Genomic DNA, 14652 nt, shown 5'->3' with positions numbered 1-14652 from the left:
GGGGAACCGGGGAGTGAGAGGGGTGTGGCCTGGAGTGACGAGGGATTGGACAGGCGCCAGCCACGGTCGGCGGTTGGCGCCGCCCCGTGCTCGCCGTACGAAGTGGGCCGGAAAGCACGCGAACAGAAGGCCCCGTCGGCGGTGATCCTGTCGATCCAGGATCACCGTCGGGACGGAACGTCAGACGCGCGGGGACTCACCTGCCGGCCTGTCGGCCGTAAGAACGTCCTCGCCTCGAAGAAGGGCGTGCACTTCCGATTCGCGGAAGCGCCGGTGCCCTCCGGGGGTGCGGATACTACTGATGCGGCCTGCCGCAGCCCAGCGCGTAACCGTCTTTGGGTCTACCCGGAAGAGGGCGGCAACCTCTCCAGGGGTCAGCAGACGCTCGCTGCTACTCTCCACCAATCTCTCCCCCTCGCATCCCGCTTCCTGCCAGCGGGCGGACAGGTAACCAGTGTGTCGAGCGAAGCCTGATTTATCCGTGGTTTTCTACAAAGATCACGGGTTGTTATCAGCTGACTGCCCGATTGTTATATGATAGAGCCTCTTTGGGGCTCTCGTGGGTGTTTCTTTACGAAACACCCTGACTGGGAACAGTAGCAGTGCTCGCGTCCGATGCGAAGAGCGACCGCTACGCCGGTGCGAGTAACCTCGACCTGTGCGTCCCGTTCTCGTTTACACCGCGTCGCGGATCGGCCTGTTCGGCGTGACCCTGATCATCCTGCTGCTGGTGGGACTGCAGGACTGGATCCTGCTGATCCTGCTGTCATTCGTGATCAGCGGCGTCGTCAGCTACGTTCTGCTGTCCAAGCAACGTGATGCCATGAGTGAGCGCATCACGAAGAAGATCGACCGGCCGAAGCCGCAGGCCGACTAGGGCAGGGGGAACATGCCAATCCGGGCATGGTACTCCCGTCCGAGTCTCGTTGTGTCGCTACCGACTAGTAGGCCGCCGGCATGCGCCAGAAAAGCCTTGACTCCGATCCCGCGCTCGCGCCCGGGATTCCAGCCGAGCGCCTTTCCCGTGCGCGGGTGAATGGCGCCGATGCCCGGCCTGGGCACTGAGCCCGGCCCGGCCGAGTCGCGGCCCTTCGGGTTGTTCAGCCAGCGCTGGTGCCCGCCCACGTAGACCGCCGCGCCCGTCACCGACACCGCGTAGAGCGAATCGCCGCCCGTGCTGTTGACCCAGGTGGGAGGCACGTTGCTGCCCTTGGCGTAGGTCTCGAACCTGGCCGCGGTGTCGCACAGCCGGCCCTTCGGCCCGCCGGTGGTGACGACCGCGAAGTAGCGGCCGTCCGGCGAGAAGTCCAGGCCGCGTACGTATGAGGGAAAGGCGTCCATGCACTTGGCCGAGTAGGCCTCGGTGCGCCAGCCGTCGACCCTGGCCGTGGCGCGGCCGACGTCGATCAGCCCGAGCTGCGGTCTCGACCGGCCGTTGAGCGTGGTGAAGCTGCCGTCGACGGCGAGCCTGTCGGCCGACAGGGCCAGCGCGTGCACCTTCACCCGTGAGGTCAGCGGCGCGCCCGGCGTGATGCGGAAACCCGGGTCGGTCCGGCCGCTCGACGCGTCGAGCCTGGCCAGTGCGGTGCGCGGGTAGGTGAAGTCGCCGCCTACGTAAAGCCTGGAGCCCCGCCTGGCCAGCGAGGTCACCATGCCGCCGGCGATCGCCGGACGGAACCCCGGCACGGCCCGGCCGTCGGCCAGGCTGAGCCGGGTCAGCGCGTGCGCGCGTTCCTCGTTGACGGCGCGGAAGGCGCCGCCCACGTAGACCGTTCCATCGTCGCCCGCCGCCAGCCCGTGGACCGCGCCGGCCACGAACGGCGCGAAGCGGGGCAGGACCCGGCCGGTGGCCAGGTCGTAGGCGAACAGGTTGGCCCGCGGGTAGACCGCGCGGCCGTCGGGATCGGCCACCTCGCTGAACGAGCCGCCGACCACCACCGTGCCGCCGACCAGCGCGAACGCGTTGACGATGCCGTCGAGAACATGGGGGGTGTTGTCAGCCGGGTCGGCCGAGACCACGCGCGGATGCGCGACGGGGGCCGAGGCGATGATCGCCGCAAGGGCGACACTGGCAAGCATTCGCCAAGTTCTAGCAGACGTTGCGTAGCGTCGCCGCTACTTTCCGTCAATTACGGGGTTAGCCATAGGCTATCCGCATGACGCGTGCTCAGTTGGACAAACAGCCGGACGAGGTCGCCGCGATGTTCGATCGCACCGCCCGGCGCTACGACCTGGTCAACGACGTGATCTCGCTGGGTCAGGTGCGCTTCTGGCGTAAGGCGGTGGCCGCCGCGGTCGACGCGGGCCCCGGAGAGGTGGTCCTCGACCTGGGCGCGGGCACCGGCACCTCCACCGACTCCTTCACCACGCTGGGCGCCCGCGCGGTGGCCTCCGACTTCTCGCTCGGCATGCTGCGCACGGGGGTCAGGCGGCACGGCGGCAACGCGCTCACCGGAGCGGGCGTGCCGTTCATCGCGGGCGACGCGATGCGGCTGCCGTTCGCCGACGACGTGTTCGACGCGGTGACGATCTCGGTGGCGCTGCGCAACGTGCACGACACCGGGCAGGCGTTGCGCGAGATGCTGCGGGTGACCAAGCCGGGCGGCAAGCTGGTGATCCTGGAGTTCTCGCATGTCACGTTCGCCCCGTTCGACCTGGTCTACCGCGAATACCTGATGAAGCTGCTGCCGCAGGTGGCCAAGGTGTTCGGCTCCAACGACGACTCCTACGAGTACCTGGCCGAGTCGATCAGGGACTGGCCCGACCAGCCGACGCTGGCCCGCGTCATCCAGGACGCCGGTTGGCGCCGGGTGGCCTGGCGCAATCTGTCGATGGGGATCGTCGCCGTTCACCGGGCGTTCAAGCCGGAGTGAACCGGGCGTTCAACCAGAGTGAACCGAAGGGTCGAACCGGGGTGAACCGGGAGTACGAACCGGGCTGAACCGGGCGGGTGCCCCGTTGATCTGCGACAGACGTCCCTCTACCCTTGCCTGATGCCCCCAACTGGGCAAAACGCCAGCCCCGGCTGCCACTATCTACGCGAAACGCAGTAGACTGCGGGCCGACAAGTTTGTGAAGGGGTTCACAAAGGAACGAAGGCGCGACACCCCAAGGCCTTCGAGGGACAGGACAGTCCAGTGACGGTGCCAACAGCCAACCAGGCAGACGCCGACGTCATCGTCGTCGGCGCTGGTCCCGCCGGTTCCGCAACCGCCTTTTACCTCGCCCAGGCCGGTCTCGACGTGCTACTCCTGGAGAAGACCAGGTTCCCCCGCGAGAAGGTCTGCGGCGACGGCCTGACCCCGCGTGCGGTCAAGCAGTTGCTCAACATGGGCGTCGACATCGACGCGCCCGGCTGGATCAGGAACAAGGGATTGCGCGTCGTGGGCGGCGGCCATCGCTTCGACCTCGACTGGCCGCAGTTGGAGCGATTCCCCGACTTCGGCCTCGTGCGCACGCGTAAAGACTTCGACGAGATCGTCGCGAACAACGCGGTCAAGGGCGGCGTCCGCATGATGGAGGGCGTCAACGTCACCGGGCCGGTGCTCGACGACCGCAGCGGCCACATCGTCGGCGTGACCACCAAGGACGGCAGGGAGTTCCGCAGCCGCGTGGTCGTCGCCGCCGACGGCAACAGCACCCGCCTGGCCCTCGGCATGGGCCTGCACAAGCGCGAAGACCGCCCGATGGGCGTGGCCGTGCGCACCTACTTCGAGAGCCCGCGGCACGACGACGACTACCTGGAGATCTGGCTGGAGCTGTGGGACGGCGACACGCTGCTGCCCGGCTACGGCTGGATCTTCGGCGTCGGCGACGGCACCGCCAACGTCGGGCTCGGCCTGCTCAACACCAGCTCGCAGTTCAAGAACATCGACTACCGCGACCTGATCAGGCGCTGGTGCAAGTCGATGCCCGCGGAGTGGGGCTTCACCGAGGAGAACATGACGGCGCCCATCCGCGGCGCCGCGCTCCCGATGGCCTTCAACAGGCAGCCGCACTACACGCGCGGCCTCATGCTCGTGGGCGACTCGGGCGGCTCGATCAACCCGTTCAACGGGGAAGGCATCGCCTACGCCATGGAGACCGGCGAGATCGCCGCCGAGATCATCGCGAAGGCACTCAAGAACACCACTCCAGCACAACAGGAGCGGATCCTCAGGACCTATCCCCAGGTCCTGAAGGACGCCTATGGGGGTTATTTCACCCTAGGTAGGTTGTTCGTCGAGGCAATTGGGAAGCCGGGTGTGATGAGCTTCGGTACAAGGCACGGACTGCCTCACCCGAGGCTGATGCGCTTTGCGCTCAAACTCCTTGGTAATCTCACCGACCGGCGAGGCGATGCGTCGGACAAGATCATCAACGCTCTCTCAAAGGTCGCCCCACCAGCATGACTCTCAGAATCAACGAATCAGGCTGCGCGCCCGCGCGCGCGGCGACTCCAGAGGAGGCGTAGCGATGGACCTTTACGTGCCCATCCTGGTGCTCGCCGTTCTCGCGGGGGGCTTCGCGATCTTCTCGGTCGCCATCGCTCCCTTCACCGGTCCCAAGCGCTGGAACCGCGCCAAGCTTGACGCCTACGAATGCGGCATCGAGCCGACGCCCCAGCCGGTCGGTGGCGGACGGTTCCCGCTCAAATACATGATCACGGCGATGCTCTTCATCGTCTTCGACATCGAGATCATCTTCCTATACCCCTGGGCGGTCTCCTTCGCGCCCCTGACCGACGACGCGGGCCGCGTGCTGTTCTCCGGCTTCGGCCTGTTCGCGCTCGTCGAGATGCTGCTGTTCATCGCCACCGTGCTCGTCGCCTACGCGTACGTGTGGCGCCGCAAGGGTCTGGACTGGGACTGAAAATGGGACTTGAAGAGAAACTGCCCAGCGGCTTCATCCTCAGCACGGTCGAAGCGGCCGCCGGATGGGCGCGCAAGAACTCCGTGTGGCCGGCCACGTTCGGTCTCGCCTGTTGCGCCATCGAGCTGATGGCCACCGGTGGCCCCCACTACGACCTGGCGCGCTTCGGCATGGAGCGCGCTTCGGCGTCTCCCCGCCAGGCCGACCTCATGATCGTCGCCGGGCGCGTGTCGCAGAAGATGGCCCCCGTCCTGCGGCAGATCTACGACCAGATGGCCGAGCCCAAGTGGGTCATCTCCATGGGCGTGTGCGCCTCCAGCGGCGGCATGTTCAACAACTACGCCATCGTGCAGGGCGTCGACCACATCGTGCCCGTCGACATCTACCTGCCCGGCTGCCCGCCGCGGCCCGAGATGCTGATCGACGCGATCGTGAAGCTGCACGACAAGATCCAGAACATGAAGTTCGGCGCGCACCGGGCCGAGCAGATCGAGGAGCTCGAACTGCAGGCGCTGCGCACGCTGCCGCTGATCGACCAGGGAGCGGCCAAGTGACCTCGCCCGACAACCTCCCGGACAGCCCTGAGGCGAACGTCCCGGACAAGGCCGACGTCCCCGTGGCCGCCGAGGCGCCCGTCGCCAGGCACGGCATGTTCGGCGCCGCCGACTCCGGCGACACCTCCGGCTACGGCGGTCTCGTCGTCCGGCGGGCGCCGCAGATCTCCACCCCGCGCCCCTACGGCGGCTACTTCGACGAGGTCGTCGACGCGCTGGCGCTCGACGACGCCATCGAGCGCGTGGTCGTGGACCGGGGTGAGCTGACCCTGCACGTCAAGCGCGAGCGCCTGGTCGAGGTGTGCCAGAAGCTGCGCGACGACCCGGCGCTGCGCTTCGAGCTGTCGCTGGGCGTCTCCGGCGTGCACTACCCGCACCTGGCCGGCGAGGAGCTGCACGCGGTGATCCACCTGTGCTCGCTCACTCACAACCGGCGCGTCCGCGTCGAGGCCAGCGCGCCTGACTCCGACCCGCACATTCCATCGACCGTGGGCGTTTACCCTGGTCACGACTGGCATGAGCGCGAGACGTACGACTTCTTCGGCATCATCTTCGACGGCCACCCGGCCCTGACCCGAATCATGATGCCGGACGACTGGGAGGGTCACCCCCAGCGCAAGGACTACCCGCTCGGCGGCATCCCGGTCGAATACCGCGGCGCCACCATCCCCTCGCCTGACCGGAGGAGGTCGTACTCTTGAGCACCGCATATGACGAGGCGACAGAGGGCAAGGTCTACTCGGTCACCGGCGCGGACTGGGACGAGGTCGTCACCGGCATCCGCGAGTCCGATGACGAGCGACTCGTCGTCAACATGGGCCCGCAGCACCCGTCCACGCACGGCGTGCTCCGCCTGGTCCTGACCCTCGACGGTGAGACGGTCACCGAGGCGCGCGGCGTCATCGGCTACCTGCACACCGGCATCGAGAAGAACATGGAGTTCCGCACGTGGACCCAGGGGACCACGTTCGTCACTCGCATGGACTACCTCTCGCCGATCTTCAACGAGACGGCCTACTGCCTGGGCGTCGAGAAGCTGCTCGGCATCGAGGACCGCGTCCCTGACCGGGCGCAGGCCATCCGCGTGATGATGATGGAGCTCAACCGCATCGCCTCGCACCTGGTCGCCATGGGCACGTTCGGCATGGAGCTGGGCGCGACCACGCCGTTCCTGTTCGGCTACCGCGACCGCGAGCTGATCATGGACCTTTTCGAGTACATCACCGGCCTGCGCATGAACCACGCCTACATCAGGCCGGGCGGCGTCAGCGTCGACCTGCCCGCGGGCGCGGTCGACAAGGTCGGCGAGTTCCTCAAGGAGATGCCCAAGCGGATCAAGGACATCCGCAAGCTCCTCGACGAGAACCCGGTCTACACCCGCCGCACCAAGGACGTCGGCTACCTCGACCTGACCGGCTGCATGGCGCTGGGCATCACCGGCCCGATCCTGCGTGCCGCCGGCCTGCCGTGGGACCTGCGCAAGTCGCAGCCGTACTGCGGCTACGAGACGTACGAGTTCGACGTGGCCACCGAGCGCAGCTGCGACGTGTTCGGCCGCTACCTGGTGCGCATGCAGGAGATGGAGGAGTCGCTCAAGATCATTGAGCAGGCTCTCGACCGCATCGCGGGCCCGCTCAAGGGCGACCCGGTGATGATCGAGGACAAGAAGATCGGCTGGCCCGCGCAGCTCGCGCTCGGCCCCGACGGCTTCGGCAACTCCCCCGATCACATCGCACACATCATGGGCACCTCGATGGAGGCCCTCATCCACCACTTCAAGCTGGTGACCGAGGGCTTCCGGGTGCCGGCCGGCCAGGCGTACGCCACCGTCGAGTCCCCCAGGGGCGAGCTCGGCGCGCACGTGGTCAGCGACGGCGGCACCCGCCCGTACCGCGTGCACTTCCGCGAGCCGTCCTTCTGCAACCTGCAGAGCTTCCCCGCGATGGCGGAGGGCGGCCAGGTCGCCGACGTGATCGCCGCGGTGGCTTCTATCGACCCCGTCATGGGAGGTGTGGACCGGTGAGTTATTCGCCGGAAGTCCGTGAGCGTCTCGAACGGGACGCCAAGGAGATCATCGGGCGCTACCCGAAGACGCGGTCGGCGCTGCTGCCGCTGCTCCACCTGGTGCAGTCGGAGGACGGCTACGTCTCCGACGACGGCCACGAGTTCTGCGCCGAGATGCTGGGGCTGAGCAAGGCCGAGGTGGTCGGCGTGGCCACCTTCTACACCATGTACAAGCGCAAGCCGGCCGGCGAGTACCACGTCGGCGTGTGCATCAACGCGCTGTGCGCGGTCATGGGCGGCGACCAGATCTGGGACGAGCTGTCGGAGCACGTCGGCGTCGGTCACGACGAGGCGACCGCCGACGGCAAGGTCTCGCTGGAGCGCCTGGAGTGCAACGCGGCCTGCGACTTCGCCCCGGTCATGATGGTCAACTGGGAGTTCTTCGACAACCAGACCCCGGAGTCGGCCAAGCAGCTCGTCGACGACCTGCGCGACGGCAAGAGCGTCAGCCCCACGCGCGGCCCGAAGAAGCTGTGCACCTTCAAGGAGGCCTCGCGCGTGCTGTCGGGCCTGCCCGACGAGCTCGCCGGTGACGGCCCCTCGGCCGCCGGCGCCTCGCTGGAGGGCCTGAAGGTCGCCAAGGCCAACGGATGGAAGGCCCCCGAGGCATGAGCACGACCCTTACCCCGGTCCTGACCGCGAACTGGGACCAGGCCAACTCCTTCACCCTCGACGGCTACGGCGAGTACGAGGCGGCCAAGAAGGCGCTGGGCATGGACCCCGACGCCGTCATCCAGGCCGTCAAGGACTCCGGCCTGCGCGGCCGCGGCGGCGCGGGCTTCCCCACCGGCATGAAGTGGGGCTTCATCCCGCAGGGCGACGGCAAGCCGCACTACCTCGTCGTCAACGCCGACGAGTCGGAGCCGGGCACCTGCAAAGACATCCCGCTGATGATGGCCAACCCGCACTCGCTGGTCGAGGGCATCATCATCACGTCGTTCGCGATCCGGGCCAACCACGCCTTCATCTACGTGCGCGGCGAGGTGCTGCACGTCATCCGCCGGCTGCACGCGGCCGTGCGCGAGGCGTACGAGAAGGGCTACCTCGGCAAGGACATCTTCGGCTCCGGCTACGACCTCGAACTGGTCGTGCACAGCGGCGCCGGGGCGTACATCTGCGGCGAGGAGACGGCGCTGCTCGACTCGCTGGAGGGCTTCAGAGGTCAACCGCGACTCAAGCCCCCGTTCCCGGCCGTGGCGGGCCTGTACGCCTCGCCTACTGTCGTGAACAACGTCGAGTCGATCGCCAGTGTTCCCTCGATCATCGGCAACGGCGCCGACTGGTTCGCCTCCATGGGCACCGAGAAGTCCAAGGGCTTCGGCATCTTCTCGCTCAGCGGCCACGTCACCAGGCCCGGCCAGTACGAGGCCCCGCTCGGCATCACGCTGCGCGAGCTGCTCGACATGGCCGGCGGCATCCGCGAGGGGCACCAGATCAAGTTCTGGACCCCGGGCGGCTCGTCCACGCCGATCTTCACCGACGAGCACCTCGACGTGCCGCTCGACTTCGAGGCGGTCGGCGCCAAGGGCTCCATGCTGGGCACCCGCGCGCTGCAGATCTTCGACGAGACCACCTGCGTGGTCCGCACCGTGCTGCGCTGGACCGAGTTCTACGCGCACGAGTCGTGCGGCAAGTGCACGCCGTGCCGCGAGGGCACGTACTGGCTCAAGCAGGTGCTCAAGCGCCTGGAGAAGGGCCAGGGCACGGAAGAGGACCTGACCACGATCACCGACATCGCGGACAACATCCTCGGCCGCTCGTTCTGCGCCCTCGGCGACGGCGCGACCAGCCCGATCCACTCCTCGGTGAAGTACTTCCGCGAGGAGTACCTCAAGCACTTCGAGCTCCGCGAGATCGGCGGCTGCCCGTTCGACCCGAAGAAGTCCACTCTCTGGGGTGAGCAGTGACCGTCGTAGAGACCGAAACGAACCTGGTGACCCTGACCATCGACGGGTTCCAGGTCAGTGTCCCCAAGGGCACTCTGATCATCAGGGCCGCCGAGCTGCTGGGCATCCAGATCCCCAGGTTCTGCGACCACCCGCTGCTCGACCCGGCGGCCAACTGCCGCCAGTGCCTGGTCGACATCCCCGACGCGGGCAACGGCCGCGGCTTCCCCAAGCCGCAGCCGTCGTGCGCGATCGAGGTCGCCGAGGGCATGGTCGTGCAGACCCAGCTCACCTCGCCGGTCGCCGAGAAGGCGCAGCGCGGGGCCATGGAGCTGCTGCTGATGAACCACCCGCTCGACTGCCCGGTCTGCGACAAGGGCGGCGAGTGCCCGCTGCAGAACCAGGCCATGTCGAACGGCCAGGGCGAGTCCAGGTTCCAGGAGCAGAAGCGCACCTTCCCCAAGCCGCTGCCGCTGTCGACGCAGGTCCTGCTCGACCGTGAGCGCTGCGTGCAGTGCGCCCGCTGCATCCGCTTCTCCGAGCAGATCGCCGGCGACCCGCTCATCGAGTTCTTCGAGCGCGGGGCCAAGGAGCAGGTGCGCACGGCCGACGGCAAGCCGTTCAACTCCTACTTCTCCGGCAACACGGTGCAGATCTGCCCGGTGGGCGCGCTGACCGGCGCCGCCTACCGCTTCCGCGCCCGCCCGTTCGACCTGGTCTCCACGCCGAGCGCGTGCGAGCACTGCGCGGCCGGCTGCGCCCAGCGCACCGACCACCGGCGCGGCCGGGTCACCCGCCGCCTGGCCGGCAACGACCCGCAGGTCAACGAGGAGTGGAACTGCGACAAGGGCCGCTGGGCGTTCACCTACGCCACGCAGCCCGACCGGCTCAAGACGCCGCTGGTGCGCAACGAGGAAGGCGTGCTCGTCCCGGCCTCGTGGCCGGAGGCGCTGATGGTGGCCGCCGAGGGCCTGGCCAAGGCCCGCGGCAAGGCCGGCGTCCTGGTCGGCGGCCGCGTCACCGTCGAGGACTCCTACGCCTACGCCAAGTTCGCCAGGCTCGCGCTGGGCACCAACGACATCGACTTCCGCGCCAGGCCGCACTCCGCCGAAGAGGCGCAGTTCCTGGCCCACGCGGTGGCCGGCAAGGGCATCGAGATCAGCTACGCCGACCTCGAGAACGCCCCGGCCGTCCTGCTGGCCGGGTTCGAGCCCGAGGACGAATCGCCGATCGTCTTCCTGCGCCTGCGCAAGGCGTGGCAGAAGAAGGGCCTGAAGGTCACCTCGATCGCCCCGTTCGCCTCCGCGGGCCTGGCCAAGATGGGCGGCACGCTCATCCGCACCGCGCCCGGCGCCGAGGCCGACGCGATCGGCGACCTGGTCGGCACGCTGGCCGAGGGCACGATCGTGCTGGCCGGCGAGCGGCTGGCCACCGTCCCCGGCGCGCTGTCCGCGCTGGTGCGGCTGGCCTCCGGCTCCGGCGTCAGGCTCGCCTGGATCCCGCGCAGGGCCGGTGAGCGCGGCGCCGTCGAGGCCGGCGCGCTGCCGAACCTGCTGCCGATCGGCCGCCCGGTCGCCGACGAGAGCGCCCGCGCCGAGGTCGCCAAGGTGTGGAACGTGGGCTCGCTGCCCGTCACGCCGGGCCGCGACACGGCCGGAATCCTCGCCGCCGCCCGCGACGGCGAGATCGACGCGCTGGTCGTGGCCGGGGTCGACCCTTACGACCTGGCCGACCCGGCCGCCGCGCTCGACGCGCTGGAGAACACGCCGTTCATCGTCAGCCTGGAGATCCGCGCCAGCGCCGTCACCGACCGCGCCGACGTGGTCCTGCCGGTCGCCGCCGTGCAGGAGAAGGGCGGCACGTTCGTCAACTGGGAGGGCCGCGGCCGCTCGTTCGAGGCGCCGCTGCGCGTCCCAGGGCTGATGTCCGACCTGAACGTGATCGGCAACCTGGCCGACAGGATGGACGTCCACCTGGGCCTGCCCGACGTCAAGGCCGCCCGCCGCGAGCTGTCGGAGCTGCGCGTGTGGCGCGGCACCCGCGTCGCCGCGCCGAACGCGGCCGCCCGCACCCCCGACGTCCCCGCCGCTGGTCAGGCGCTGCTGTCGACCTGGCACCTGCTGCTGGACGACGGCCGGCTGCAGGACGGCGAGCCGTACCTCGCGGGCACCGCCCGCACCGCCGAAGCACTGGTCTCCGAGAGCACCGCGGCCGAGATCGGCGTCACCGACGGCGACAAGCTCGCCATCGGTGACCTCGTCACGCTGCCGGTGCGCGTCGCCGACCTGCCCGACCGCGTGGTCTGGGTGCCTGCGAACTCCGGCGGCTGCTCGGTCACGCGCGACCTGCGCGCGGTGGCCGGGGACATCGTCACCATCGGGAGCGCCTCATGATCCACGTTCTCGCGGTCCCGCCGACCGTGAACAGCTTCGGGCACGATCCGCTCTGGATCACCATCATCAAGGCCGTGATGCTCTTCGCCTTCCTGATGCTGGGCATCCTGTTCGGCGTCTGGTTCGAGCGCAAGCTGATCTCGCGGATGCAGCACCGCTACGGCCCCAACCGGGCCGGCAAGTTCGGTCTGCTGCAGTCCGTGGCCGACGGCCTGAAGATGGGGTTGAAGGAAGACATCTTCCCCAACACCGTCGACCGGGTGCTGTACCTGCTGGCCCCGGTCATCATGGTGATCCCCGCCTTCCTGGCCTTCTCGATCGTGCCGTTCGGCCCGATGGTCAACCTGTTCGGCGTCGAGACGCCGCTGCAGCTCGTCGACCTGCCGGTGGCCGTGCTGTTCATGCTGGCCATGGGCGCCATCTCGGTCTACGGCGTGGTGCTGGCCGGCTGGTCGTCGCGCTCGCCGTACGCGCTGCTCGGCGGTCTGCGGTCGGCGGCGCAGGTGGTCTCGTACGAGATCGCCATGGGCCTGTCCTTCGTGGGCGTCTTCCTGTTCGCCGGGACCCTGTCCACGTCGGAGATCGTCAAGGCGCAGGAGCAGACCTGGTTCGCGGTGCTCCTGATCCCCTCGTTCCTCGTCTACGTGATCTGCATGTTCGGCGAGGCCGCCCGTATCCCGTTCGACCTGCCCGAGGGCGAGGGCGAGCTGGTCGGCGGCTTCCAGACCGAGTACTCCTCGTCGCTGAAGTTCGCCCTGATCATGATGGGTGAATACCTGCACACGTTCACCGCCTCGGGCATCGCCGTGACGCTGTTCCTCGGCGGCTGGCGGGCTCCGTTCCCCATCTCCCTGTGGGACGGCGCCAACCAGGGCTGGTGGCCGGTGCTGTGGTTCTTCATCAAGTTCGTGCTGACGTTCAGCTTCATCGTGTGGGTGCGTGCCTCGCTGCCGCGCGTGCGCTACGACCAGCTCATGTCCTTGGGCTGGAAGGTGCTCATCCCGGTCAACCTGGCCTGGATCCTGCTCGTGGCCGCCGTCCGCAACCTCGTCGTCAACGAGGGCAACACGGTGCTCGGCGTCGCGCTCGGCGCGATCATCGTGATCGGCGCGCTGGCCATCTGGCTCCGGTTCGACACGGTCAACCAGCGCCGCAAGGAAGCCAGGAAGGCCGAGGTCGAAGCCGAGTTCGAGGAACTGTCCAACGAGCCCGCGGCCGGTGGCTTCCCAGTGCCGCCGCTCGACCTGCCGCACTACCACGGGGTGCAGCGCAAGGAGATTCCCAGTGGGACTAACTGATTGGCTGAACCCCGTCAAGGGCTTCGGGGTCACCTTCCACACGATGTTCAAGAAGCCCGTCACGACCAACTACCCGGAGGAGAAGAAGCCGACGGCTCCTCGCTTCCACGGGCGTCACCAGCTCAACCGCTGGCCTGACGGGCTGGAGAAGTGCGTCGGCTGCGAGCTGTGCGCCTGGGCGTGTCCCGCCGACGCCATCTACGTGGAAGGCGCGGACAACACCGACGAGGAACGCTTCTCCCCGGGTGAGCGGTACGGACGCACGTACCAGATCAACTACCTGCGTTGCATCCTGTGCGGCCTGTGCATCGAGGCGTGCCCGACACGCGCGCTGACCATGACCAACGAGTACGAGCTCGCCGACAGCAGCCGTGAGAGCCTCATCTACACCAAGGAGATGCTTCTCGCGCCCCTGACGCAGGGCATGGAGCAGCCGCCGCACCCCATGCGGCTCGGCGAGACCGAAGAGGACTACTACCGGCTGGGACGGACCAATGGGTGAGACCATCACGTTCTGGGTGCTCGCCGTCGTCTCGGTCGGTGCGGCGCTCGGCGTGGTCTTCAACAGGAAGGCCGTCTACTCCGCGCTGATGCTCGGCGCCGTGATGTTGTGCCTGGCGGTGCTGTACGCCGTGCAGGACGCGCCCTTCCTGGCCGCGGTGCAGATCATCGTCTACACCGGCGCCGTCATGATGCTGTTCCTGTTCGTGCTCATGCTGGTCGGCGTCGACTCCTCGGACTCGTTCGTGGAGACGCTCAAGGGCCAGCGCTTCTGGGCGGTCATCGCGGGCGTCGGCTTCGCCTCGCTGATCATCCTGGCCGTCGGCAACGCGGTCTTCGCCTCCCAGAAGGGGCTGGCCGACGTGGTCGGCAGCACGAGCGGCTACATCAGGCCGCTGGCGAAGGCGCTGTTCACCGACTACGTGTTCGCGTTCGAGATCACCTCCGCGCTGCTGATCACCGCCGCGCTCGGCGCGATGGTGCTGGCGCACCGCGAGCGGCTCACCGCGAAGGCCACGCAGAAGGACCTGTCGCGCGCCAGGTTCCGCGGCGACCGCCCGTCGCCGCTGCCCGGCCCCGGCACCTACGCCAGGAACAACGCCATCGACATGCCGGCGCTGCTGCCCGACGGGTCGGTCGCAGAAGCCTCGGTCAACCGCTACATCGCGCGGTACGACGTCGAGCAGGGCCACCTCCCCGAGGACCCCAAGCTCGCCGAGGCCATCAAGCACTCGGTTGAGGAGGAGTCCGACAATGACTCGCACGAGAAGCAGGGCGAGGTGACGAAGTGACCACGCACTACCTGATCCTGTCGGGCCTGCTGTTCGCGATCGGCGCGCTCGGCGTGCTGATCAGGCGGAACGCGATCGTGGTTTTCATGTGCGTCGAGCTGATGCTCAACGCCTGCAACCTGGCGTTCGTCACCTTCGCCAGGCAGGTCGGCAACCTCGAAGGCCAGATCATCGCGTTCTTCGTGATGGTGGTGGCCGCCGCCGAGGTCGTCGTCGGTCTGGCCATCATCGTGACGATCTTCCGAACCCGCAGGTCCGCGTCGGTCGACGACGCCAACCTGCTGAAGTATTAGAGGTGACTGGTGGAATCTGAA

Annotated in this window: 16 protein-coding genes; 14 read left to right on the top strand and 2 right to left on the bottom strand. The window is 68.2% G+C overall.

Annotation, left to right across the window (positions count from 1 at the left end; genetic code table 11):
- Positions 1 to 180 precede the first annotated feature (180 nt).
- Complete coding sequence (locus HII36_RS12100; protein ID WP_026214226.1) at positions 181 to 402, bottom strand: BldC family transcriptional regulator; 222 nt, start codon at positions 400 to 402, stop codon at positions 181 to 183.
- 256 nt (positions 403 to 658) lie between these two features.
- On the opposite strand from HII36_RS12100, the gene HII36_RS12095 reads away from it, so the two are divergent.
- Positions 659 to 877 (top strand): DUF4229 domain-containing protein, encoded by a 219-nt coding sequence (locus tag HII36_RS12095; protein WP_173523221.1) that lies wholly within the window; start codon positions 659 to 661, stop codon positions 875 to 877.
- Here the strand turns inward: HII36_RS12095 and HII36_RS12090 are convergent.
- Positions 874 to 2079, bottom strand: coding sequence for a hypothetical protein (locus HII36_RS12090; protein WP_173523220.1), 1206 nt, complete (start codon positions 2077 to 2079; stop codon positions 874 to 876). The genes HII36_RS12095 and HII36_RS12090 overlap by 4 nt on opposite strands.
- 77 nt (positions 2080 to 2156) lie before the next feature.
- Between HII36_RS12090 and HII36_RS12085 the strand changes: the two genes are divergently transcribed.
- The 13 genes from HII36_RS12085 to nuoK all read left to right on the top strand — a co-directional run bounded on the left by HII36_RS12085 (position 2157) and on the right by nuoK (position 14631).
- Positions 2157 to 2873: a demethylmenaquinone methyltransferase gene (locus HII36_RS12085; RefSeq protein WP_173523219.1), complete on the top strand. Its 717-nt coding sequence runs from the start codon at positions 2157 to 2159 to the stop codon at positions 2871 to 2873.
- A gap of 264 nt (positions 2874 to 3137) precedes the next feature.
- Entirely contained in the window at positions 3138 to 4391 is a 1254-nt protein-coding gene (locus HII36_RS12080; RefSeq protein ID WP_173523218.1) for a geranylgeranyl reductase family protein, read from the top strand.
- A 64-nt stretch (positions 4392 to 4455) separates the two neighbouring features.
- The gene (locus HII36_RS12075) at positions 4456 to 4851 is read left to right on the top strand and encodes an NADH-quinone oxidoreductase subunit A (protein ID WP_173523217.1); all 396 of its coding nucleotides are present in this window, start codon (positions 4456 to 4458) and stop codon (positions 4849 to 4851) included.
- Between the two features lie 2 nt (positions 4852 to 4853).
- Positions 4854 to 5405 (top strand): NuoB/complex I 20 kDa subunit family protein, encoded by a 552-nt coding sequence (locus HII36_RS12070; RefSeq protein WP_173523216.1) that lies wholly within the window; start codon positions 4854 to 4856, stop codon positions 5403 to 5405.
- A complete protein-coding gene (locus HII36_RS12065; RefSeq protein ID WP_173523215.1) occupies positions 5402 to 6106 on the top strand; it encodes an NADH-quinone oxidoreductase subunit C in 705 nt (234 codons plus the stop codon). The genes HII36_RS12070 and HII36_RS12065 overlap by 4 nt, the downstream gene beginning before the upstream one ends.
- Positions 6103 to 7428, top strand: coding sequence for an NADH-quinone oxidoreductase subunit D (locus HII36_RS12060; RefSeq protein WP_173523214.1), 1326 nt, complete (start codon positions 6103 to 6105; stop codon positions 7426 to 7428). The genes HII36_RS12065 and HII36_RS12060 overlap by 4 nt, the downstream gene beginning before the upstream one ends.
- Positions 7425 to 8081, top strand: a complete 657-nt coding sequence (gene nuoE / locus HII36_RS12055; RefSeq protein WP_173523213.1) for an NADH-quinone oxidoreductase subunit NuoE — start codon at positions 7425 to 7427, stop codon at positions 8079 to 8081. The genes HII36_RS12060 and nuoE overlap by 4 nt, the downstream gene beginning before the upstream one ends.
- On the top strand, positions 8078 to 9376 hold the full coding sequence (gene nuoF, locus HII36_RS12050; protein WP_173523212.1) for an NADH-quinone oxidoreductase subunit NuoF: 1299 nt from the start codon (positions 8078 to 8080) through the stop codon (positions 9374 to 9376). The genes nuoE and nuoF overlap by 4 nt, the downstream gene beginning before the upstream one ends.
- Entirely contained in the window at positions 9373 to 11748 is a 2376-nt protein-coding gene (locus tag HII36_RS12045) for an NADH-quinone oxidoreductase subunit G (protein ID WP_173523211.1), read from the top strand. The genes nuoF and HII36_RS12045 overlap by 4 nt, the downstream gene beginning before the upstream one ends.
- The gene (gene nuoH / locus HII36_RS12040) at positions 11745 to 13046 is read left to right on the top strand and encodes an NADH-quinone oxidoreductase subunit NuoH (RefSeq protein WP_173523210.1); all 1302 of its coding nucleotides are present in this window, start codon (positions 11745 to 11747) and stop codon (positions 13044 to 13046) included. Before HII36_RS12045 ends, nuoH begins: the two co-directional genes overlap by 4 nt.
- The gene (nuoI, locus tag HII36_RS12035) at positions 13033 to 13548 is read left to right on the top strand and encodes an NADH-quinone oxidoreductase subunit NuoI (protein WP_173523209.1); all 516 of its coding nucleotides are present in this window, start codon (positions 13033 to 13035) and stop codon (positions 13546 to 13548) included. The genes nuoH and nuoI overlap by 14 nt, the downstream gene beginning before the upstream one ends.
- Positions 13541 to 14338 carry an NADH-quinone oxidoreductase subunit J gene (locus HII36_RS12030; RefSeq protein WP_173523208.1) on the top strand — a complete coding sequence of 266 codons (798 nt, stop codon included), beginning with the start codon at positions 13541 to 13543 and terminating at the stop codon, positions 14336 to 14338. Before nuoI ends, HII36_RS12030 begins: the two co-directional genes overlap by 8 nt.
- Positions 14335 to 14631: an NADH-quinone oxidoreductase subunit NuoK gene (gene nuoK / locus HII36_RS12025; protein WP_173523207.1), complete on the top strand. Its 297-nt coding sequence runs from the start codon at positions 14335 to 14337 to the stop codon at positions 14629 to 14631. The genes HII36_RS12030 and nuoK overlap by 4 nt, the downstream gene beginning before the upstream one ends.
- Positions 14632 to 14652: the final 21 nt, after the last annotated feature.

Origin of the sequence: Nonomuraea antri, from assembly GCF_013283785.1 — a bacterium.
Classification (GTDB): Bacteria; Actinomycetota; Actinomycetes; order Streptosporangiales; family Streptosporangiaceae; genus Nonomuraea; species Nonomuraea antri.
Note: the sequence above shows the minus strand (reverse complement) of the source record. Positions and strands in the feature narration are given on the sequence as shown.